This is a genomic window from Aliiglaciecola sp. LCG003 (genome assembly GCF_030316135.1).
In the GTDB taxonomy this organism is placed as follows: domain Bacteria; phylum Pseudomonadota; class Gammaproteobacteria; order Enterobacterales; family Alteromonadaceae; genus Aliiglaciecola.
Genome location: NZ_CP128185.1, coordinates 605,474 through 623,982 on the forward strand (window position 1 = coordinate 605,474; position 18,509 = coordinate 623,982).

The window sequence follows — 18,509 nt, forward strand, 5'->3', positions numbered from 1 at the left end:
CATCGTACGCATTATTCCTTGTAGAAACTAAAAAAAGCGCAATGATTAACCTGCGCTAGTCAGACCCACTAATTATTTGCACCTGAGCAATATCAGTATCTCCTTTGATTACTTTAAAGATGCCATCTTGCGTTAGAGTGCGCATACCATCTTTCATCGCTTGTTGTTTCATCAGTGATACGCTTGATTCTTTATAGACTAATGAACGTAAATCAGGCGTCATGGTAAGCAATTCGTGCACTCCGGTTCGACCTTTATAACCGGTGTCACCACAATCATCACAGCCTTTAGGGCGATGAAGCATCAAAGGCTCAGGTAAATTCAGTTCGCTCAAATATTCTTCACCATACTGGCGTTTAATAAACGCTAAATCGGTTTCAGTGGCCGGATATTCTTCCTTACAATTTGAACATAGGGTTCTAATCAATCGCTGGGCCATAATGCCGACACAGGCATCTGAGAAGTTTACTGGGTCTAAGCCTAAATCCAATAAACGAGTAATGGTTTCAGGAGCTGAGTTGGTGTGCAAAGTAGATAACACCAAGTGACCAGTCAACGACGCTTCGATACCTGCGTGAGCAGTTTCTTTGTCACGCATTTCACCAATCAGAATAATATCTGGGTCAGCCCGCAAAAACGCCCTTAATGCATTGGCAAAGGTAAAACCGATTTTGGGCGCGACCTGAACCTGTTGTAGTCCTGGCTGGGTAATTTCTACTGGATCTTCAGCTGTCCATATTTTCTTATCTGGCGTATTCAAAAAGCCTAAAATAGCATGCAAAGTTGTGGTTTTACCTGAACCTGTTGGCCCCACTACTAATAATATACCGTGTGGTTTTTTTATCATTTCCCGCAGCATCGCCATATTATGTGGTGCAATGTTCATTTTTTCGATAGGCAGAGCGCCGCCTGAGGCTAGGATACGCATCACCACCCCTTCGCCAGCCACCGTTGGAATCGTTGCTACCCTCACTTCCACTAACTGGCCGGACATACGAAAGGCCAATTTACCATCCTGCGGCACCCGTTTTTCAGCGATGTTCAAATTCGACATGATTTTAATACGGGCAATCACCGCACTGTGATGAGACGCGGGCACTTGGGTGATGTCCCGACAGACACCGTCAATACGCATACGTACCCGAGTTGGACCATTTTTTTCAGGATCAACATGAATATCTGACGCATTGAGCCGCTTAGCATCATGCAATACTCGGCTTACTAGGCGAACAACCGCTGGAGCATCATCTGAAAGCTCTTCTCCGGAATCATCCATCTCTTCTGAGCTGGTACCGATTTCATCTAGAATTTCATCCATTTCACCTGGTGCAGAGCCGCCGCCACTTGCACCTAAGTACTGCAGAACTTGATTGGGCAACGCCACAGAAATCTCGTAACTATCAATGCCCAGCGCACTTTCAATTTCCATTAATAGTGCCGCATTATTAGGTTCGGCCATTAACACAATTGGATTTTCACTTGCATCAGCTAGCACAGCAACGTGATTGCGCTTTAAATAGGATAGATTGAGCTTACTACCACTTTGTAGTACATGATATTTCTCAGGTAAGTAACTTATATAAGGTACCTGATAATGGACAGACAACGCATTGCCTAGGGCATCTTCTGGAATGCGGGCCTCTGACGTCAGCCGCTGAATGAGTTGGCGCAAATCTTTACTCGATTCAGTAAACTGCTTTAGATCCTTTTCTGACATCAGGTTGCGATGGATCAAGTAGTCAAAGGGATTGCTTGTGCCGCCTAATTCATAACGAAATTTGTTGCCAATGATTTCAGCCAGTGAATTGGCCAATCTTAGGTCAGCATCGCCAAATGAACCGACCTTTTTATTGATTATCTGCATCACGCCCATCAACACACCAGCATTTAATATTGGCACACAAATGATGTTGTCAGTTTTGAAAGAACTGTTTTTATCGAATTTGTCGGCAAATTTCAGCCGAGGATGTATTTCAGCGAGCTCCTGAGCATTATACGGGTCACTAATAAGCAAAGGCTTTTGACTCAGCGCCACGTAACCTGCAATTGACTGCGGACTAATAGGTACTTTAATCTGACGGGTTTCTTTACCGGTCTTGAAGCGAGCAACTAAGTCTTGATGTTGGCGGCGACGTTGAAAAATACTCATGCGCTGCGCTTCAAACAGATTCAAGATCATAGGTTCGAGCTGTTGATACGCATCTAATAAAGAAGGGTGCGCTTCAAGCAAGCTATCTATTTTCTGTAGAGTGTCTTCAATAACCAGTTCAGTTGCCATGTACTACGTCAGTTTCACTTATAATTGTAGTAACTATAACCGAGTGTATTCATTAACAAAACCTAAGAATCAGTTTGCGTTTCATCCGGCTCACGTGGTTTCACATTTTGGTTGAATAAAAAACCGAGAATGGTCAATAACATCGCACTATGTGACACTGGATGACCGAGTATCTCGGTACCATCAACAATCCAGCTACCAAGCACCTGAATTAAGGCAAGGGTAATTGGGATATACAACATCCAGTTTATAAACGTATGTAATTTAGGGTCCATATCTTTCTCCATTTAAAGCAAGGGGCTAAGGCCCCTTGAAGTTATTTTTAATGAGTCCATTCGTAAATAGTAACTCCGAAACCATAACTAGCACTGCCAATGGCATGGATAACACTTCCAACGCCATAACCAACAGCATAGCCAATATCAATTAGTTCAAAGCCACCTGACACATGGTGTAATTCAATTTCTGTCATAACTTGCATAGTTGCGTCCTTTTAGATTAATGGGTTGCATCATAAATACCATAACCAATACCAAGACCAATTTTACTGGCCGCTGAAAGTGCTTGTGCATAACCTATTACGCCAAGTGCTACAGCTAAAGGTGCCACCCCACCATTTACTTCTTCTAATTGCATTTCATTCAATTCTCGCATTTGCGAATTCCTTTTGATTTAGATTTAAAAGCTAATAGCTGTTTAGCCATTAGTGTTAGTACCTACTATTAAACTCTGGTCGCACTGTTGGATAACTTTCATCATCTATATGCAAAAGTTTCAATAGAAGATAATCAAAAGGTTAGAATGAGAATAGTCAAAAAACACCTGTCCTATGGTACAGTTTTTTGGTTTAATTCACGTCAGTCAGCTCAAAGCACCCCCTGACGCGCCGCAAAGCCCATTGATTATGATTTATCCAATTTTTAGTCGCTTAAGACTTGCATAAAGATACCACCCATGTATAATTCGCGCCCACTTGCCCTAATGAGGGTAGTGATTTCCGGAAAGCGTATTAACTTTTAAAGCTAATACAAACATCGGAAAATATGAACAAGACCCCAATTGGGGGTCATCGGTTTACATGCATCCTCCCACCTTATGATAGGTTGGTGTGGATGGTTTTTTTTGTTCTTTCGGTTGGAGCTTAATCGATGCCAAATCAAAGAATTCGTATTCGTTTGAAAGCGTTTGATCACAAGTTGATCGATCAGTCTACGGCTGAAATCGTTGAAACTGCGAAACGTACTGGTGCTCAGGTTAGCGGTCCTATTCCACTACCTACTCGCAAAGAACGCTACACGGTATTGACTTCACCTCACGTAAATAAAGATGCACGTGATCAGTATGAAATCCGTACCCATAAGCGTTTGGTAGATATCATTGAACCAACTGATAAAACAGTTGATGCATTGATGAGATTGGACTTGGCTGCCGGTGTTGATGTTCAAATCAGCCTGGGCTAACAAGAGAGGGTTTTAACAATGGCGATTGGTCTTATCGGTCGTAAAGTAGGTATGACTCGCATCTTCACTGAAGATGGTGTTTCAATTCCTGTGACTGTTATAGAAGCGACCCCAAACCGTGTAACTCAGTTACGTACTGAGGAAACAGATGGGTATCGTGCGCTACAAGTAACCGCTGGTGATAAAAAAGCGAACCGCGTTAATAAAGCTGCAGCAGGTCATTTTGCTAAAGCTGGCGTGGAAGCTGGCCGTGGTTTGTGGGAGTTCCGTTTAGATGACAACGAAGGCGAAGGCATAGAAGTTGGCAGTGAAATCACTGTTGAAATTTTTGCTGATGCTCAATTAGTTGATGTCGCGGGTACTTCAAAAGGTAAAGGTTTTGCTGGTGCGATTAAACGTTGGAACTTTAGTCACCAACGTAATACGCATGGTAACTCTTTGTCTCACCGTGCTCCTGGTTCGATTGGTCAAAACCAATCACCTGGTAAAGTTTTCAAAGGGAAGAAAATGGCTGGCCAAATGGGCAATAAAGCTGTGACTACTCAATCTTTGGAAGTGGTACGTGTTGATGCACAGAATAACCTTCTTCTAGTTAAAGGTGCTGTACCTGGCGCTCCAGGCAACGATGTAATCGTAAAGCCTGCAGTTAAAGCGTAACGTCTGGGAGTTAAGTGATGGAATTAGTATTGAAAGACGCCAACAGCGCTCTTGAAGTCTCCGAAGCGACCTTTGGACGTGATTTTAACGAAGCCCTAGTACATCAAGTAGTAGTGGCTTTCGGTGCAGGCGCCCGTCAGGGTTCTAAAGCACAAAAAACACGCTCTGAAGTTCGCGGCGGTGGTAAAAAGCCTTGGCGTCAAAAAGGTACTGGCCGTGCTCGTGCTGGTACAATCCGCAGCCCAATTTGGGTTGGTGGTGGCCGCGCATTTGCAGCCAAGCCTCAAGATCACAGTCAAAAAGTGAACAAAAAGATGTACCGTGGAGCTATTCGTAGCATCCTATCTGAATTGGTACGTCAAGATCGCTTGATTGTGGTAGAAAAATTCGGTGTTGATGCACCAAAAACTAAAGCACTAGTTGCTAAGCTTAATGAACTTGAGCTTAATGACGTGCTAATCGTAACGGCTGAAGTAGAAGAGAACTTGTTCTTAGCTGCTCGCAACTTGTATAAAGTTGACGTTCGTGACGTTCAAGGCATCGACCCAGTAAGCTTAATCGCATTCGAGAAAGTGTTAATCACTGCCGATGCGGTTAAACAGCTAGAGGAGTCGTTAGCATGATCTCTGAAGAGCGTTTACTCAAGGTGCTTTTAGCACCGCATGTTTCTGAAAAATCAACCATGGCTGCTGAAGGCAACAACGCTGTTGTATTCAAAGTCGTAAAAGACGCGAGCAAAGCTGAAATCAAAGCGGCAGTTGAAAAACTGTTCGAAGTTGAAGTTAACAGTGTTCGTACCTTGAACGTGAAGGGTAAAACCAAGCGTCACGGTCAGTCTTTTGGTAAGCGTAGCGACTGGAAAAAAGCATATGTTATGCTTAAAGAAGGTCAAGACATCGACTTCGTCGGTGGCGCAGAGTAGGAAGGGGATTAGACATGCCATTATTGAAAGCTAAGCCGACTTCTGCTGGTCGTCGTCACGTAGTTCAGGTTATAAACCCTGATCTGCATAAAGGCGCACCTTACGCACCATTGCTTGAGAAAAACAGCAAGTCTGGTGGTCGTAACAACAATGGTCGCATTACCGTGCGTCACATTGGTGGTGGTCACAAGCAACATTATCGTTTAATTGACTTCAAACGTGACAAAGATGGCATTCCAGCCAAAATTGAACGTTTGGAATACGATCCTAACCGTTCAGCTAATATTGCACTTGTGCTTTATGCTGATGGTGAGCGTCGTTATATTCTTGCACCGAAAGGCGCTCAAGCTGGACAAGATATTCAGTCTGGTTCTGATGCTCCGATCAAAGCGGGTAATTCAATGCCTATGCGCAACATCCCAGTGGGTACAACTGTACACGCCATTGAGATGAAGCCTGGTAAAGGCGCTCAAATTGCTCGTTCTGCAGGACAATATGCACAAATCTTAGCGCGTGCCGAAGGTTATGTAACACTTCGTCTGCGTTCTGGTGAAGTTCGCAAAGTTCTAACTGATTGCCGCGCCACCATTGGTGAAGTTGGTAATGCTGAACATATGCTTCGTTCACTAGGTAAAGCTGGTGCAACACGTTGGCGCGGTGTGCGTCCAACAGTTCGTGGTGTAGCCATGAACCCAGTAGATCACCCACATGGTGGTGGTGAAGGTCGTACCTCTGGTGGCCGTCATCCAGTTTCACCTTGGGGTGTCCCGACTAAGGGTAAGAAAACCCGAAGTAACAAGCGTACCGATAAGCTTATCGTACGTCGTCGTAACAAGTAACAGCGAGGATTCACCATGCCACGTTCTCTCAAGAAAGGTCCATTTATTGACCTGCACTTGCTGAAGAAGGTAGAGGCTGCAGTGGAAAAGAGCGACAAGAAACCAATTAAAACTTGGTCTCGTCGCTCCATGATCATCCCAGATATGATTGGGTTGACCATTGCGGTCCATAACGGTCGCCAGCACGTACCTGTTTTCGTCTCTGACGAAATGGTTGGCCATAAGTTGGGCGAATTTGCTCCAACGCGTACTTACCGCGGCCATGTCGCGGATAAGAAAGCGAAGAGATAAGAGGAAAAAATTATGGAAGCTTTAGCTAAACATCGTTTTGCCCGTTCTTCGGCTCAGAAAGCACGCTTGGTTGCAGATCAAATTCGCGGTTTACACGTTGAAAAAGCACTTGAAGTTCTGGCTTATAGCCCGAAGAAAAGTGCCACTCTAATTAAGAAAGTATTAGAGTCAGCGATTGCGAACGCTGAACACAATGAAGGCGCAGACATCGATGAGTTGACTGTCGCAAAAATCTTCGTTGATGAAGGCCCAACTATGAAGCGTATCAAGCCAAGAGCCAAAGGCCGTGCTGATCGTATCTTTAAACGCAGCAGTCATATAACTGTTGTAGTAGCCGACTAGGAGATAGTAATGGGACAGAAGGTACATCCTACAGGTATACGCCTGGGTATCAGCAAACCATGGACGTCTACCTGGTACGCTAACACAGCGGATTATGCGGACAACCTGTTTAATGATCACCAGGTACGTAAATACCTGACTAAAGAATTAAAGAACGCGTCTCTTTCTAAAATTGTTATCGAGCGCCCAGCGAAAAGTATTCGTGTGACTATTCACACTGCTCGCCCTGGTGTTGTTATCGGTAAGAAAGGTGAAGATGTAGAGAAACTTCGCAAACATGTATCTAAGCTAGCCGGTGTGCCAGCTCAGATCAATATTGCTGAAGTGCGTAAACCTGAACTAGATGGCCAACTTGTTGCTGATAGTATTTCTAGCCAATTAGAACGTCGTGTAATGTTCCGTCGTGCTATGAAGCGTGCAGTACAAAATGCAATGCGTCTAGGTGCTAAAGGTATCAAGGTTCAAGTAAGCGGTCGTTTGGGCGGAGCAGAAATTGCACGCGCAGAATGGTATCGTGAAGGTCGTGTACCACTACACACTTTCCGTGCTGATATCGACTATGCAACTTCGGAAGCTTTGACTACTTACGGTATCATTGGCGTTAAAGTTTGGATCTTCAAAGGTGAAGTATTGGGCGGATTGCCTCTTACACAAGAGCAACCAGCTCCAGCACCTAAGAAGAAAGGCCGTTCTGCTAAGCGTGAGGGCTAATTATGTTACAACCTAAACGTATGAAATTCCGTAAAATGCATAAAGGCCGCAACCGTGGTCTGGCAGTTGCGGGAAGCAAAGTTAGCTTCGGTACTTACGGTCTGAAATCGGTTGGACGTGGTCGTATGACTGCTCGTCAAATCGAAGCAGCACGTCGAGCTATGACTCGTCACGTTAAACGTCAAGGTAAAATTTGGATTCGAGTTTTCCCTGACAAGCCAATTACTGAGAAGCCTCTAGAAGTGCGTCAAGGTAAAGGTAAAGGTAACGTTGAGTACTGGGTTTGCCAAATTCAACCAGGTCGTGTGTTATATGAGATGGAAGGTGTTCCAGAATCATTGGCTCGCGAAGCGTTTGAATTGGCAGCGGCTAAATTGCCATTTAAGACAACCTTTGTAACTCGGACGGTGATGTAATGAAGACGGCTGAACTGAAAGACAAAAACGTAGAAGAATTGAACGCAGAGCTAATTAACTTGCTTCGCGAACAGTTTAACTTACGTATGCAGCACAGCACTGGACAGTTAGAAAAAACTGATCAGTTACGTAAAGTGCGTCGCAACATCGCGCGTGTTAAAACTATTCTAACACAAAAGGCTGATGCATAATGACTGAACAAAGTGTTCGTACAGTGCAAGGTCGTGTGGTTAGCAATAAAATGGATAAAACCATTACTATTGCTGTAGAGCGTAAAGTGAAGCACCCAATTTATGGGAAATTCATCAAGCGTACTACTAAGTTACACGCCCATGACGAAACTAACCAATGTAACGAAGGTGACGTAGTAACAATACGTGAATGTCGCCCTTTGTCTAAGTCTAAAAACTGGACTTTGGTTAACGTAGTGACTAAAGCTACCATCGCGTAAGCTTTATAAGTCAATTAAAAAAGGCGCTTTCCGCAAGGTTAGCGCCTTTTTTGTCTTAAAGGGGTCGGAGTAAATTTTCAAGATTCTGCAATATTCACTCCGACCCCGATATTACTTAAGCTTCAGTTATCATTATCGATTTTACATTGACGAATTCGGTAATTCCGAACCCACCATGTTCACGTCCATAACCACTGGATTTAACTCCACCAAAGGGTAAGTTAGGTTGGGCTAAGCCGTAACCATTTATGTTGACCATTCCTGTATCAAAATGAAACTTGGCCAGCTCAATAGCTTTATCAACATCCTTACTAAAAATGCCCCCACCTAAGCCGTAGCGTGAATCATTGGCAACTTGCATAGCTTCTTTGTCATCTTTTACTTTAATAAGAGCTGCCACAGGACCAAATAATTCATCATCATATGCGGGCATACCGGGTTTGACATTTTCTAACAGTGATGGTGGATAAAAATATCCTTGACGATCTGGTATTTCACAGCCAACTACCGCTGAAGCGCCAGCCTCAATAGAGGTTGTAACCTGTTCGTGTAGCTCGTCTCTTAAATCTTCCCGTGCCATAGGCCCCAAATCTGTATCTTTATCATTTGGGTCACCCATTTTCATGGCCTTAATTGCTTCAACAAACTTTTGTTTAAAGGCGTCGTAATTTTTCTCTGTAACGATGAAGCGTTTCGCCGATACACAGGTTTCACCGTTGTTGATCATTCTGCCTTTAACACAAGCTTCAACCGCTGTAGCTAAATCTGCATCATCAAGCACCATGAAAGCATCATTACTACCAAGCTCTAAAACTGTTTTTTTAGAATGTATAGCCGCGGTTTCAGCTACTTTTTTACCTATTTCATTACTACCGGTAAAAGTCACACCACGGATGTGTTTATTCGAGATAAGCTCGTTAACAGTTTTGCCATCCAATAGTAGTGACTGGTAACAATATTTCGGGAAACCGGCTTTTTCATAAAGATTTTGGATTAACTGAGACATACCAAATACATTAGATGCATGTTTAAGTACGGTCGTGTTACCGGCCATTATATTGCATGCGCTGTAACGGATAACTTGATATAAAGGGAAATTCCACGGCTGAATACCCAAAATAACCCCGATAGGTTGTTTGGTAACTATTGCTCTGCCTGGTTCAAAGTCGCGATCTTCATCCGCTAGCTCTTTGCTAGCTTCATCGGCGGTATAGCGACAAATTGCCGCACAAAGCTGAACTTCTTGCTTACCTTGAGACGCAAGCTTACCCATTTCGGATACCATCAGCTCCACCAAGTCATCTTCAGCAGATTCAATCTCATCTGCCAAGGCGTGCATAAGTTTTGCCCGTTCAGATAAAGAGGTCAGTTTCCATGTTTGGAAACAATCATCAGATAACTTGATTTGATGTTCTGCTTGGGATTTGCTCAGTAATTTATATTCAGAAAGATTCTTTTCAGTATAGGGATTCACTGTCGTAACTGTGTTACTCATATTAGCTCCTGTTTATTTAAATACATAAGCTAATAAGCAATTTGGGTGCCGCCACTGTGTATAAAACTGATCTAACGCTAACAAGCTGAAATACATGATAAAACTTGTTTTATAATCAAAGTGATTGAGTGAATGATTTTTTTAGTTACAACAGTGAGTCAATGTGTGAGCTATTGTTACAAGCAAAACGTGAAAAAATGACAGACTTAAGGGGCGCCTAGTGATGGCGTGGATTAAAAGGATAGTGGTACCGAAACAAATGAACTCGGGATTTCCGATCCAAAAATTATCCTATTCCAGTGTATAAAATGATAACGTACTGCCACTGTCGAGGTTTTGATTTTTCAGATATAACAAATATTACTCTGTCTTAGTTTGAGATTAACTTTGTGCGAGAGCCATCTCCAATTTAGTTGCCCAGAACCAGACTAAATCTAAAATACATATAAATATAAAGGAATTTTAATGTGTAACTTTGTATCCAATAATATAAATAAATTTTTATTAGTTTCTCTAATTACGGCACTTACTGGCTGTGGAAACAGTAGTAATGAAGAGGTGGTTGACCCACCTAAAGTAGAGTATTCCGTCAGTGTAACCTCCTCCGATGGTGGAAGCGTATCAGAAACACAAGTAATGGTTGAAGAAGGTGATTCCACAGCCTTTAAGTTAACTGCTGATGAAGGTTATTCGGTATCTGAGGCAGTTGGCTGCGACGGTAGTTTAGAAAACAATGTTTTTAATACCGGCGCAATAACCCAGGACTGCGTAGTAACTATTTCATTCATGTTGGACAATCGTGCTCCAAGCGCTCAGCCGGATTCGGTGACTATCAGCAATGATCAAGTCACCACCATTGAGGTATTACTAAATGATACCGACCTTGATGGCGATAGCTTAACAATTTCAGAAGTCTCTATAGCGCCAAGTAATGGTACGGCTGAGATTTCACAAAACAGCATAATTTATACTCCTCAAACAGGATACATCGGCACCGATACCTTTACATACGTCATTAGTGATGGTGAATATACAGATACCGCCCAAGTTTCTATTACGATGGAACAAAGCCTAACTATCGAGGGGCAAGTTATTGATGCGCCTATTGCTGGGGCTCTGGTTAATCTGAGTGTCGGCACTCAAAGTTTTAACACCACAGCGGATAACCAAGGCTTTTATAGCTTAAATGTCACAGTGGAAGACTTAAATGCAATGATGGTTATTTCTGCGCAAGGCATTGAAGCGAATGGGCAGCAATATGTGACCTTAAAAAGTTATCTTGGCACTGGTGCTTTCTTAGTGCAAAACAGCGATGCGCAAAGAATAGTGACCAGCAGTGATGTACCTAGATTAAACATCACTCATGTTTCAACAGCCGAATCTTTTTTATTACGGGACAAAGGCCTTAGTCTTACTAACAACGCCGAGTTACAAGCGGCCAAGGCAGAATTGAATTTTGAAGAAGTATTAGAAATTGCAGCTTTTATCAAACTATTGGTAGATCACCCTGATTACACTCTTGAAGACGGGCAAACTATAGAATCACTATTAACTCAAGATGATGAGTCAGTTCAAGCTCTGGTCAATGACTATCTAATCTCTTTAGGTTTCTCAAATAACGCATTTAATTATTCAAATAAATATGAAGCTGATTTAGCAACTGCAAAAGAACAGTCGATTGCGTTGTTGACTGGACCACTGGCACTTGTACCTGAAATGTTTGCTGGCGGCCAAGTTGTAGAAAGCAAAATCACTCAGCCTGGTTATAGTGCACAATTTCCAAAACTAATTGATTATGTATCGGCATCTGCTGGAACTGTTAATCAGCACAGATTTGATACCTTAACGATGGATTGGTCAGTGGTGTCAGGCTCATTAGCGCATCAATTTCCACAGCTGGTCGAAAACAGTTATGCAATAACGCAAAATAGCTTGTATGGCTTTGAACCTAGTGTGGGAGCGTATATATACCAGCTTTATCAACAAAACCCTGACAAATTTCCAACAGGCTATATAGATTACGTATGTGCTAATAAGGACGTTTATAAACCTATATCTGTTTCAGAGAATTATTTTCAAGCCCAGAAACGTACTGAAAGCACTTGTACATTAGCGCTGCCTGAAGGTTTAAGTTGGCAGGGCGATACGCCTTATCAAACTGAATCTGAAACCTCATTTGTTGAAATGACCGTCGCCTCGCAGCAGCAGGTTAGCTTGACAGATGCAGAAAATTTGCACGGCACTTGGGCGCTGCCGGTGCGTTATGCACCAGATTACGATAGTACCTATGGAAATGTGGGGGTGGATATTTTTACCTTTAGTCCAGACGGCACTGCGATGGGAAAATACACGCAGTCGACTTATAATTGGAGCATCAGTAGTGGCACATTGCAATTGTCCAACGACAGTGAAACATTGCTATATACTCCGTATAAAAGGAAATCTGTAACCTTAGAAACAGTTGTCAGTGTTTCAAAAGATGGAAAACTAGTTGAACGCTTTGCAGGTTCAATGGCTAAGTTTGAAAGTGATTCGGCTAGTTTGGTTGAGCAACTCCAATTGGAATACCCATTGATGCTCAATTACACCAATGCCAATCGATATGCTGCGGGTTGGAAAGGTCATCGGCCATTGCATTTTTCCGGATTGTATCTCGCTGCAGATTACACTGGCTTCGCAGACGTTACGTCAAGTGGTGACTCTTTAAGCCCTTTGACATGGAGTAGCATCAATAACCAAATTGATTTGGTTATTCCAGTTTATTATGACCCTGACACCATCGCTTTAAAACAGTTAACGGTTATTAATCAAATCAGCGATGACGCTGTTTTTGTCGTCGAATATTGGCAACAATGGCGCGATTATAATGTGGATGGAGTGATCACCGATGATGAACTGCTTATCTACAGGCATCCCACCATTACTCGTCTTAAGATAATGGATGTAAGTGAGTTATCTAGCGATTGGCAGGATAGTATTTTGTATTCGGGTAACTAACGCACAATCACACAGCAAGCCGGTACTTGCTATACCGGCTTTAAGCTTTAATAGTTCTTATCTACAACTATCTATTTTTCACATCTAATCGTACGTTTTTCGCACGACTGTTTTATGTTTTTGCTATAACTAGGTTACACTCAATCACTGAGGAATAATCTGATGCATTTGCCTGCTGCGCCAAAATGGTAATTGTAACTAAGTTGAGCAATTAGGCCTTTGGAACAGGGAAATGAATAAACTAGTACTTCTGGTATTCCTTACATTGAGCGTGTGCGGAGAAGAATCACTTCGTCCAACAAAAATGACCTTTTCATACGTTGATCATCCTACGATGGTAAATTATTTAGTTCCGCTTATTGAGTCGACTTACCAAAAATTAGATATAAAAACTCATTTTATCGCCCAACCTTCAAATAGGAATTTACGGCTATTAGAGGATAATTTGATTGATGGGGATGTGGGATATCTATTGAGCGAGGTAACCGATTACGAAAACATATTCTTCGTAGAACCACCGGTCACCACAGCATTTTACACTCTATTATGTCAGCCGAATTCGCCTTGTTCGGAATCTGTGTTACTCGATGAAACGCAAATATTGGTATCAACGGTAGCCTCAAAAAATGGCTTTCTAAATGGTTATAAAGGAGAGGTGAAAAATCAGTTTTACACGGTTAATAATCTTTCATTGATCCCGCAATTTATTACCGAAAAACGCTTCGACTACGCTATCTACCCTACTACCAGCGACGAATTATGGCGGATTCAAACCGCCGATTTTCAACATGTAAAGCTTCATCAGTTTAATCTGTACCACGTACTGATCAAAAAGTATCAGTTTATGGCAGATGAGGTTTCACAGGCGTTGCAAGAAGCACTAAAAGAGCGAACGGCTAAGCAACATAAAAATGAGTTGCAGTAAGTAAATCTTCCAACCAACCCAAATCATAATAGTGTGTTGTAAATAAGCACATATCCTGGCGAGTGATTTTTAGCTCTTCTTGCGTCTGTTTTAGTGCATAACGGCTACTTTTAATGCTCAATTCCTTACATCGATTTAAAGGTGCTATATAACAAGCCCACTAATAATATGCGCGTTTATCTCATCCTAGGGGACGCTTCACCGAGTATGCGTAGAAAAGGCTTTTAACTTCAAAGGCTTTGCTTTAACAATGATGGACTGATCTTTCAAAACAATAAGAGAAATCCATGTTTGTTTATTCCACAAGAATGGTGAGTCACTCATTTTTAGCAGTAAATCGTATAACAGTGGCAACGATTTTTAGTCTGTTACTTGTTGCTTGTGGAGGTTCAGGAGGCAGTGCTGAGGAGCCTAAATCAACTGAACAGCCTAAACCTGCCCCGACAATCTCGCAATTTTCCTTTACCAAAGAAGATAACCCAGCATTGAGTTCTGATATAACGTTGACCACTTCGGCCAATCACGTAAGCGGTCGAGTGCCAGTTGGGGTTAAATTAAATGAGATGGTGGCGACTGTTCAACATAACGGCGCACGACTTTTGGTCAATGACATTGTTCAAGTAAATGGCTCAACTGAAAACGACTTTACACAAGTGTTGACTTACAACATTGAAATGGAAGATGGCAGACAAGCATCTTATTCTGTAGATGTGATTTCCTTTACCGGCTTGCCGGTTATTTCTCTAAACATTGACGGTGAAGGACAAATAAATTCTAAACAGGATTATGTCACCGGGACTTTCGCTATTGATGGTGGACGTGGATTTGATGATTTCGCCATCGCGGATATGAAAATTCGTGGCAGAGGAAATTCCACCTGGTTCATCCATCCGAAAAAGCCTTATCAAATGAAACTTGAGGATAAAGCATCTGTATTAGGGATGCCGGATAAAAAGAAATGGTTATTTCTGGCCGAATATTCTGATAAAACCATGCTCAGAAATACTATAGCATTTGAAATGGGCTATTTAAGTGTTTTGGATTGGACCCCTAGAAGTCAGTTTGCCGAAGTTTTTATTAACAACCAATACAATGGCACTTACAACATTACTGAAAAACTCGAAGAGGGTAGTAACCGAGTTGATCTAGGCGATGATGGATTCTTGCTGGAAATTGATCAACTCGACCGCCAAGGTCCTGATGATGTTTATTTCTATACTGAACGTTTTTTAGTGGTAGTCAAAGAGCCTGAGATAAGCCCGGATGATGCCGAGTATGAATATATATCATCCCTTATTAATCAATTTGAAACTAACTTATTCAGCTCGGATTTTGCTGATCCGATTTTCGGCTATGCAAAATACATCGATGTAGACACCTTTGTCGATTGGTACTTGATCAGTGAAATTACCAAGAACGTCGACTCGCAGTGGTATTCGAGTATTTACTTTAATGTAAAGCCGGGTCAGAAAATTAATATGGGACCCTTATGGGATTTCGATTTATCCTTCGGTAATGTCGACTATGCTGACTCACAGTACACCGAAGGATTTTGGGTAAAGGATAATCCTTGGTTCGCGCGGTTATTTCAAGACCCAGTGTTTGTAAACAAAGTGAAGGCTCGCTTCGATTATTTTAAAAATAACCAAAACCTTATCTTGGATAAAATTGACAGTTACGCACAACAATTACAGTGGTCGCAGCAGGAGAATGATGACAAATGGCAAACCTTGGGGGTTTATGTTTGGCCAAACTCAGTTGTGCATAGCACTTATCAACAGGAAGTTGACCATCTGAAAAGCTGGTATAGCGCTAGGATGAGCTGGCTCGAAGAGGCCTTAGACGGGCTTTAGCTATATTAACTCCGACTCATTTATTCTGCAGTCATGCCTGGCTGACGCAACGTTAATCTATGAGCAAGCCAGGCTGTCGGTAGGTATGCTGCGACAAGATCTAAACAACTAAACCAAAGGGGAGCGGGCAACATATATACACTTGCGATCCCACCGAGTAAAAACAAAAAACCAACAGTGTAGGCTGGTCCAGACGTTCTGCTAGGTGTCAGCAGTGCCGCAACCAATGCGCCAACGAATGTGCCCATACTGTGAGCGAGAAATGGAAAGATAAAATGCTTGGGCTCAAACAAGTGAATCGAGGCTTGGAGCCCTTCGGTAGTGGTAATATCTGCTCCTGCAGGTGCCGGAATAATGCTACCACTAACCATTATGAGTGACATGTTTACTATGCTGCCAATCACTAAACCGGCGATTGTTGCTAACACTAGGCGAATAACCCTTGGCATATATTTCTGCTTATCTGACAACTAATAATTTATATTACATATGCCATTTCATTTTTCAAAGTTTATCTTTATCGCAGCATCCTATTTTTTAAATAGGCTGGCATTGTCTTAGAGGCTCAGTTTTATCAAAGAAGATCGATATTTCGGCTATTGTGATACCGAATTTTTGCATGTATGAGCGATTCATCATCCGATTCTCATCCATTTTATACATCCAGTCGTCTACCACCAAATCGTATTCAGTGTCGCCTACTGGTACACGCAAAGTATATTTCCAATTAAATGCTGCGCCATTGGACTGTCCAGAGGCCTGACCGATAACATCATCGGCGCTGCCAATTACCTTGCCATTGTCTAACATCTCAAGTGACCATATTCGGATTTGCTGTTCACCGTCATTGTAGTAAAAGGTCTCATGCAACTGGCCCTTGTTGCCCTGCCACGTCCCTATGATATCCACACAGAAACGGCGGCTAAGTTTGGTGGAGTAATCTTGCACTATGCCCCAGGCTGTTACGTTGCCATTGAAATATGTGCTTAGCTCGAAGTTAGGTTTGGTATCATTGTATTCCTCAAGTGAGGTACTGCAACTGACTAGAAATACACTACTTATAATCACTATCAACGCATTTTTAATCATTTGCTGGCTCCAATTAGTTGCTTTCTCAAGTCAGGGTAACTGGATTTTTCATCCAGCCAGATACGCAAAAAGTTAGGTCCGAAACTACTATCTGCAATACTACCAATAGGCTTGTTATCAAAATAAAAGTGGCTTTGACCTACTTCGTTGACTACCAATAACAGCTCATTGTTTTTGCGAATATCTGGCCAAATTGGTTTGAGTTTACTAATCCAGCTGTCAATATCATCCTGACTGACACCCAACTTTTGCCATTCTTGCTCGGTTCTATCGACCAAATCTATGGCTTTTATATTACGCAAATAATGAATCTTTAAAGCTTGTGGAAACTCGTTTGGCTGGTAATCACCGGTTTGGGTGTAAAGTTCAGAGCGATAAATATCTAGAAAGAAAATTTCCAGTTTTGCTTCACCAACTTTTTTGTAGCCTTCGATAGGATTCGACATAGACATACCACTCGTTGCTAGCAACAAGCTTAGGACAATGAATTTTAGATAGGGGCTAGTTAAGCGTGGCATCATCATGACATTATCGCGTTAGAGCGGCAGAGTAAGCAGGTTTACTCAGCACAAGTTGCACGGTGCTGATAGTGCGCTCCAAAAAGCCCCCTTCACAGTAACTGAAATAGTAACGCCACATTTTCATGAACCGTTCATCATAGCCTTCTGTGGCTAACACCTCTTTGTTTTCTAATAACTGTTGATGCCAATCCTGCAGTGTCTTCGCATAATCTAAACCAATATCATGTAGGTCTCGGATCATCATATCGGTATGGCTTTTAAGATGCTGATTGATTAATAAATGGGAGGGGAGGTAGCCTCCTGGGAAAATGTGTTTTTGAATGAAGTCGACATTTTTACTGTAGCTCTCAAGTCGCTGATCATTAATGGTAATGGCTTGGAGCAACATAACGCCATGATTTTTCAGTAAGCTTGAGCACTTTTTGAAGAATGTAGGCAGGTATTCTTTGCCAACCGCCTCAATCATTTCAATCGAAACTAGTTTGTCGTATTGGCCTTCTAGTAAGCGATAGTCCTCTTTGAGTAAAGTGATTTTGTTTTGTAAGCCTTCTCTTGCAATCCACTGACTGGCATAGGCGTGCTGTTCATCAGATATGGTGGTGGTGGTGACGCGGCAGCCATAATGCTTGGCGGCATAAATTGCCAAGCCTCCCCATCCAGTGCCTATTTCAAGTAGATGGTCACTTTCGTTTAATTGTAACTTCTCGCAGATTACTCTGAGCTTATAATCTTGGGCTTCAGCAAGGCTAGCATCTGCTGCGGGATAAATTGCCGATGAATACATCATGCTGTTATCTAAAAAACGCGTGTAGAGTTTGTTACCCAAATCATAATGAGCCGAAATATTTTTCTTGGCACCCGTTTGGGAATTTTTGTTAGCTAAGTGACGAATTTTTCGTATTGGCAGTGCCAGCCATTCCATTTTGGATTCCCACGCATCGAGCATGTCAAGATTACGGGCAAAAATACGAATGACGTTGGTTAGATTGGGCGTGGTCCAACTTCCATCAGTATAGGTTTCACCAGAGGCGACGCTGCCACCAAAAAGTAATTTTTTATAGGTAGACATATCATGGATATCAATCTCGGCGTGCAGATCACTGTCACGCTCACCAAATGCATCAACGAAAACACCGTTTTCTTTTATCACTAACTGACCTTGGGGTAAGCTGGCAAAGATCCTTAGCATGATGCTACGACATAATTTATTCGACCACGACAGGGAACGAGGTGCGTTCAGGGTCTGTTCTCCGTTTACCATA

The 18,509-nt window shown here is 42.3% G+C and carries 23 protein-coding genes; 14 read left to right on the plus strand and 9 right to left on the minus strand.

Annotated elements, in window-relative coordinates:
• Nucleotides 1-55: 55 nt before the first annotated feature.
• The 4 genes from QR722_RS02555 to QR722_RS02570 all read right to left on the minus strand — a co-directional run bounded on the left by QR722_RS02555 (nt 56) and on the right by QR722_RS02570 (nt 2,932).
• Entirely contained in the window at nt 56-2,278 is a 2,223-nt protein-coding gene (locus QR722_RS02555) for a GspE/PulE family protein (protein ID WP_286285187.1), read from the minus strand.
• Nucleotides 2,279-2,340: 62 nt separating this feature from the next.
• On the minus strand, nt 2,341-2,553 hold the full coding sequence (locus QR722_RS02560) for a hypothetical protein (protein ID WP_286285188.1): 213 nt from the start codon (nt 2,551-2,553) through the stop codon (nt 2,341-2,343).
• A 47-nt stretch (nt 2,554-2,600) separates the two neighbouring features.
• Nucleotides 2,601-2,759 carry a hypothetical protein gene (locus QR722_RS02565; protein ID WP_286285189.1) on the minus strand — a complete coding sequence of 53 codons (159 nt, stop codon included), beginning with the start codon at nt 2,757-2,759 and terminating at the stop codon, nt 2,601-2,603.
• Nucleotides 2,760-2,776: 17 nt separating this feature from the next.
• Nucleotides 2,777-2,932, minus strand: a complete 156-nt coding sequence (locus tag QR722_RS02570; RefSeq protein WP_286285190.1) for a class IIb bacteriocin, lactobin A/cerein 7B family — start codon at nt 2,930-2,932, stop codon at nt 2,777-2,779.
• A 494-nt stretch (nt 2,933-3,426) separates the two neighbouring features.
• Here QR722_RS02570 and rpsJ point away from each other — a divergent pair, with 494 nt between their 5' ends.
• From rpsJ to rpsQ, 11 genes are read left to right on the plus strand one after another with little or no spacing between them, the layout of a single operon-like run.
• Nucleotides 3,427-3,738 (plus strand): 30S ribosomal protein S10, encoded by a 312-nt coding sequence (rpsJ, locus tag QR722_RS02575; protein ID WP_006012796.1) that lies wholly within the window; start codon nt 3,427-3,429, stop codon nt 3,736-3,738.
• Nucleotides 3,739-3,756: 18 nt separating this feature from the next.
• The gene (gene rplC, locus QR722_RS02580; RefSeq protein ID WP_286285191.1) at nt 3,757-4,395 is read left to right on the plus strand and encodes a 50S ribosomal protein L3; all 639 of its coding nucleotides are present in this window, start codon (nt 3,757-3,759) and stop codon (nt 4,393-4,395) included.
• A gap of 17 nt (nt 4,396-4,412) precedes the next feature.
• A complete protein-coding gene (gene rplD, locus QR722_RS02585) occupies nt 4,413-5,018 on the plus strand; it encodes a 50S ribosomal protein L4 (RefSeq protein ID WP_286285192.1) in 606 nt (201 codons plus the stop codon).
• Nucleotides 5,015-5,317: a 50S ribosomal protein L23 gene (gene rplW, locus QR722_RS02590; protein ID WP_286285193.1), complete on the plus strand. Its 303-nt coding sequence runs from the start codon at nt 5,015-5,017 to the stop codon at nt 5,315-5,317. Before rplD ends, rplW begins: the two co-directional genes overlap by 4 nt.
• A 14-nt stretch (nt 5,318-5,331) precedes the next feature.
• Nucleotides 5,332-6,156: a 50S ribosomal protein L2 gene (gene rplB, locus QR722_RS02595; RefSeq protein WP_286285194.1), complete on the plus strand. Its 825-nt coding sequence runs from the start codon at nt 5,332-5,334 to the stop codon at nt 6,154-6,156.
• A 15-nt stretch (nt 6,157-6,171) separates the two neighbouring features.
• Nucleotides 6,172-6,447 carry a 30S ribosomal protein S19 gene (gene rpsS / locus QR722_RS02600; RefSeq protein ID WP_010179506.1) on the plus strand — a complete coding sequence of 92 codons (276 nt, stop codon included), beginning with the start codon at nt 6,172-6,174 and terminating at the stop codon, nt 6,445-6,447.
• Nucleotides 6,448-6,459: 12 nt separating this feature from the next.
• Nucleotides 6,460-6,789 (plus strand): 50S ribosomal protein L22, encoded by a 330-nt coding sequence (rplV, locus tag QR722_RS02605; RefSeq protein ID WP_286285195.1) that lies wholly within the window; start codon nt 6,460-6,462, stop codon nt 6,787-6,789.
• 9 nt (nt 6,790-6,798) lie between these two features.
• A complete protein-coding gene (rpsC, locus tag QR722_RS02610) occupies nt 6,799-7,500 on the plus strand; it encodes a 30S ribosomal protein S3 (protein WP_286285196.1) in 702 nt (233 codons plus the stop codon).
• A 2-nt stretch (nt 7,501-7,502) separates the two neighbouring features.
• Nucleotides 7,503-7,916, plus strand: a complete 414-nt coding sequence (gene rplP / locus QR722_RS02615; RefSeq protein WP_286285197.1) for a 50S ribosomal protein L16 — start codon at nt 7,503-7,505, stop codon at nt 7,914-7,916.
• Nucleotides 7,916-8,107 carry a 50S ribosomal protein L29 gene (rpmC, locus tag QR722_RS02620; RefSeq protein ID WP_286285198.1) on the plus strand — a complete coding sequence of 64 codons (192 nt, stop codon included), beginning with the start codon at nt 7,916-7,918 and terminating at the stop codon, nt 8,105-8,107. Before rplP ends, rpmC begins: the two co-directional genes overlap by 1 nt.
• On the plus strand, nt 8,107-8,367 hold the full coding sequence (rpsQ, locus tag QR722_RS02625; protein WP_286285199.1) for a 30S ribosomal protein S17: 261 nt from the start codon (nt 8,107-8,109) through the stop codon (nt 8,365-8,367). Before rpmC ends, rpsQ begins: the two co-directional genes overlap by 1 nt.
• Nucleotides 8,368-8,482: 115 nt before the next feature.
• Here rpsQ and QR722_RS02630 read toward each other — a convergent pair whose 3' ends face one another.
• The gene (locus tag QR722_RS02630) at nt 8,483-9,862 is read right to left on the minus strand and encodes an NAD-dependent succinate-semialdehyde dehydrogenase (RefSeq protein WP_286285200.1); all 1,380 of its coding nucleotides are present in this window, start codon (nt 9,860-9,862) and stop codon (nt 8,483-8,485) included.
• 465 nt (nt 9,863-10,327) lie between these two features.
• Here QR722_RS02630 and QR722_RS02635 point away from each other — a divergent pair, with 465 nt between their 5' ends.
• From QR722_RS02635 to QR722_RS02645, 3 genes are all read left to right on the plus strand, one after another.
• Nucleotides 10,328-12,859 (plus strand): Ig-like domain-containing protein, encoded by a 2,532-nt coding sequence (locus QR722_RS02635; protein ID WP_286285201.1) that lies wholly within the window; start codon nt 10,328-10,330, stop codon nt 12,857-12,859.
• 232 nt (nt 12,860-13,091) lie between these two features.
• Nucleotides 13,092-13,784, plus strand: coding sequence for a hypothetical protein (locus QR722_RS02640; RefSeq protein ID WP_286285202.1), 693 nt, complete (start codon nt 13,092-13,094; stop codon nt 13,782-13,784).
• Nucleotides 13,785-14,071: 287 nt separating this feature from the next.
• Nucleotides 14,072-15,637 carry a CotH kinase family protein gene (locus QR722_RS02645; RefSeq protein WP_286285203.1) on the plus strand — a complete coding sequence of 522 codons (1,566 nt, stop codon included), beginning with the start codon at nt 14,072-14,074 and terminating at the stop codon, nt 15,635-15,637.
• A 20-nt stretch (nt 15,638-15,657) separates the two neighbouring features.
• Here the strand turns inward: QR722_RS02645 and QR722_RS02650 are convergent, their stop codons facing one another.
• From QR722_RS02650 to QR722_RS02665, 4 genes are all read right to left on the minus strand, one after another.
• Complete coding sequence (locus QR722_RS02650; protein WP_286285204.1) at nt 15,658-16,065, minus strand: hypothetical protein; 408 nt, start codon at nt 16,063-16,065, stop codon at nt 15,658-15,660.
• A gap of 109 nt (nt 16,066-16,174) precedes the next feature.
• Nucleotides 16,175-16,726: a DUF3833 domain-containing protein gene (locus QR722_RS02655; protein ID WP_286285205.1), complete on the minus strand. Its 552-nt coding sequence runs from the start codon at nt 16,724-16,726 to the stop codon at nt 16,175-16,177.
• The gene (locus QR722_RS02660) at nt 16,723-17,172 is read right to left on the minus strand and encodes a chalcone isomerase family protein (protein ID WP_286285206.1); all 450 of its coding nucleotides are present in this window, start codon (nt 17,170-17,172) and stop codon (nt 16,723-16,725) included. Before QR722_RS02660 ends, QR722_RS02655 begins: the two co-directional genes overlap by 4 nt.
• Nucleotides 17,173-17,254: 82 nt before the next feature.
• Nucleotides 17,255-18,508 carry an SAM-dependent methyltransferase gene (locus QR722_RS02665; protein ID WP_286285207.1) on the minus strand — a complete coding sequence of 418 codons (1,254 nt, stop codon included), beginning with the start codon at nt 18,506-18,508 and terminating at the stop codon, nt 17,255-17,257.
• Between the last annotated feature and the right edge of the window lies 1 nt (nt 18,509).

What these genes read in the sequence shown, in the direction of transcription:
- QR722_RS02570 (WP_286285190.1), bottom strand. Translation starts at nt 2,932, where the DNA reads ATGCGAGAATTGAATGAAATGCAATTAGAAGAAGTAAATGGTGGGGTG.
- rpsC (WP_286285196.1), top strand. Translation starts at nt 6,799, where the DNA reads ATGGGACAGAAGGTACATCCTACAGGTATACGCCTGGGTATCAGCAAA.
- QR722_RS02660 (WP_286285206.1), bottom strand. Translation starts at nt 17,172, where the DNA reads ATGTCGAATCCTATCGAAGGCTACAAAAAAGTTGGTGAAGCAAAACTG.
- rplW (WP_286285193.1), top strand. Translation starts at nt 5,015, where the DNA reads ATGATCTCTGAAGAGCGTTTACTCAAGGTGCTTTTAGCACCGCATGTT.
- QR722_RS02645 (WP_286285203.1), top strand. Translation starts at nt 14,072, where the DNA reads ATGTTTGTTTATTCCACAAGAATGGTGAGTCACTCATTTTTAGCAGTA.
- QR722_RS02555 (WP_286285187.1), bottom strand. Translation starts at nt 2,278, where the DNA reads ATGGCAACTGAACTGGTTATTGAAGACACTCTACAGAAAATAGATAGC.
- QR722_RS02635 (WP_286285201.1), top strand. Translation starts at nt 10,328, where the DNA reads ATGTGTAACTTTGTATCCAATAATATAAATAAATTTTTATTAGTTTCT.
- rplB (WP_286285194.1), top strand. Translation starts at nt 5,332, where the DNA reads ATGCCATTATTGAAAGCTAAGCCGACTTCTGCTGGTCGTCGTCACGTA.
- rpsJ (WP_006012796.1), top strand. Translation starts at nt 3,427, where the DNA reads ATGCCAAATCAAAGAATTCGTATTCGTTTGAAAGCGTTTGATCACAAG.
- rpmC (WP_286285198.1), top strand. Translation starts at nt 7,916, where the DNA reads ATGAAGACGGCTGAACTGAAAGACAAAAACGTAGAAGAATTGAACGCA.
- rplP (WP_286285197.1), top strand. Translation starts at nt 7,503, where the DNA reads ATGTTACAACCTAAACGTATGAAATTCCGTAAAATGCATAAAGGCCGC.
- QR722_RS02640 (WP_286285202.1), top strand. Translation starts at nt 13,092, where the DNA reads ATGAATAAACTAGTACTTCTGGTATTCCTTACATTGAGCGTGTGCGGA.
- QR722_RS02630 (WP_286285200.1), bottom strand. Translation starts at nt 9,862, where the DNA reads ATGAGTAACACAGTTACGACAGTGAATCCCTATACTGAAAAGAATCTT.
- rplD (WP_286285192.1), top strand. Translation starts at nt 4,413, where the DNA reads ATGGAATTAGTATTGAAAGACGCCAACAGCGCTCTTGAAGTCTCCGAA.
- QR722_RS02655 (WP_286285205.1), bottom strand. Translation starts at nt 16,726, where the DNA reads ATGATTAAAAATGCGTTGATAGTGATTATAAGTAGTGTATTTCTAGTC.
- rpsQ (WP_286285199.1), top strand. Translation starts at nt 8,107, where the DNA reads ATGACTGAACAAAGTGTTCGTACAGTGCAAGGTCGTGTGGTTAGCAAT.
- rplC (WP_286285191.1), top strand. Translation starts at nt 3,757, where the DNA reads ATGGCGATTGGTCTTATCGGTCGTAAAGTAGGTATGACTCGCATCTTC.
- QR722_RS02665 (WP_286285207.1), bottom strand. Translation starts at nt 18,508, where the DNA reads ATGGTAAACGGAGAACAGACCCTGAACGCACCTCGTTCCCTGTCGTGG.
- rplV (WP_286285195.1), top strand. Translation starts at nt 6,460, where the DNA reads ATGGAAGCTTTAGCTAAACATCGTTTTGCCCGTTCTTCGGCTCAGAAA.
- rpsS (WP_010179506.1), top strand. Translation starts at nt 6,172, where the DNA reads ATGCCACGTTCTCTCAAGAAAGGTCCATTTATTGACCTGCACTTGCTG.
- QR722_RS02565 (WP_286285189.1), bottom strand. Translation starts at nt 2,759, where the DNA reads ATGCAAGTTATGACAGAAATTGAATTACACCATGTGTCAGGTGGCTTT.
- QR722_RS02560 (WP_286285188.1), bottom strand. Translation starts at nt 2,553, where the DNA reads ATGGACCCTAAATTACATACGTTTATAAACTGGATGTTGTATATCCCA.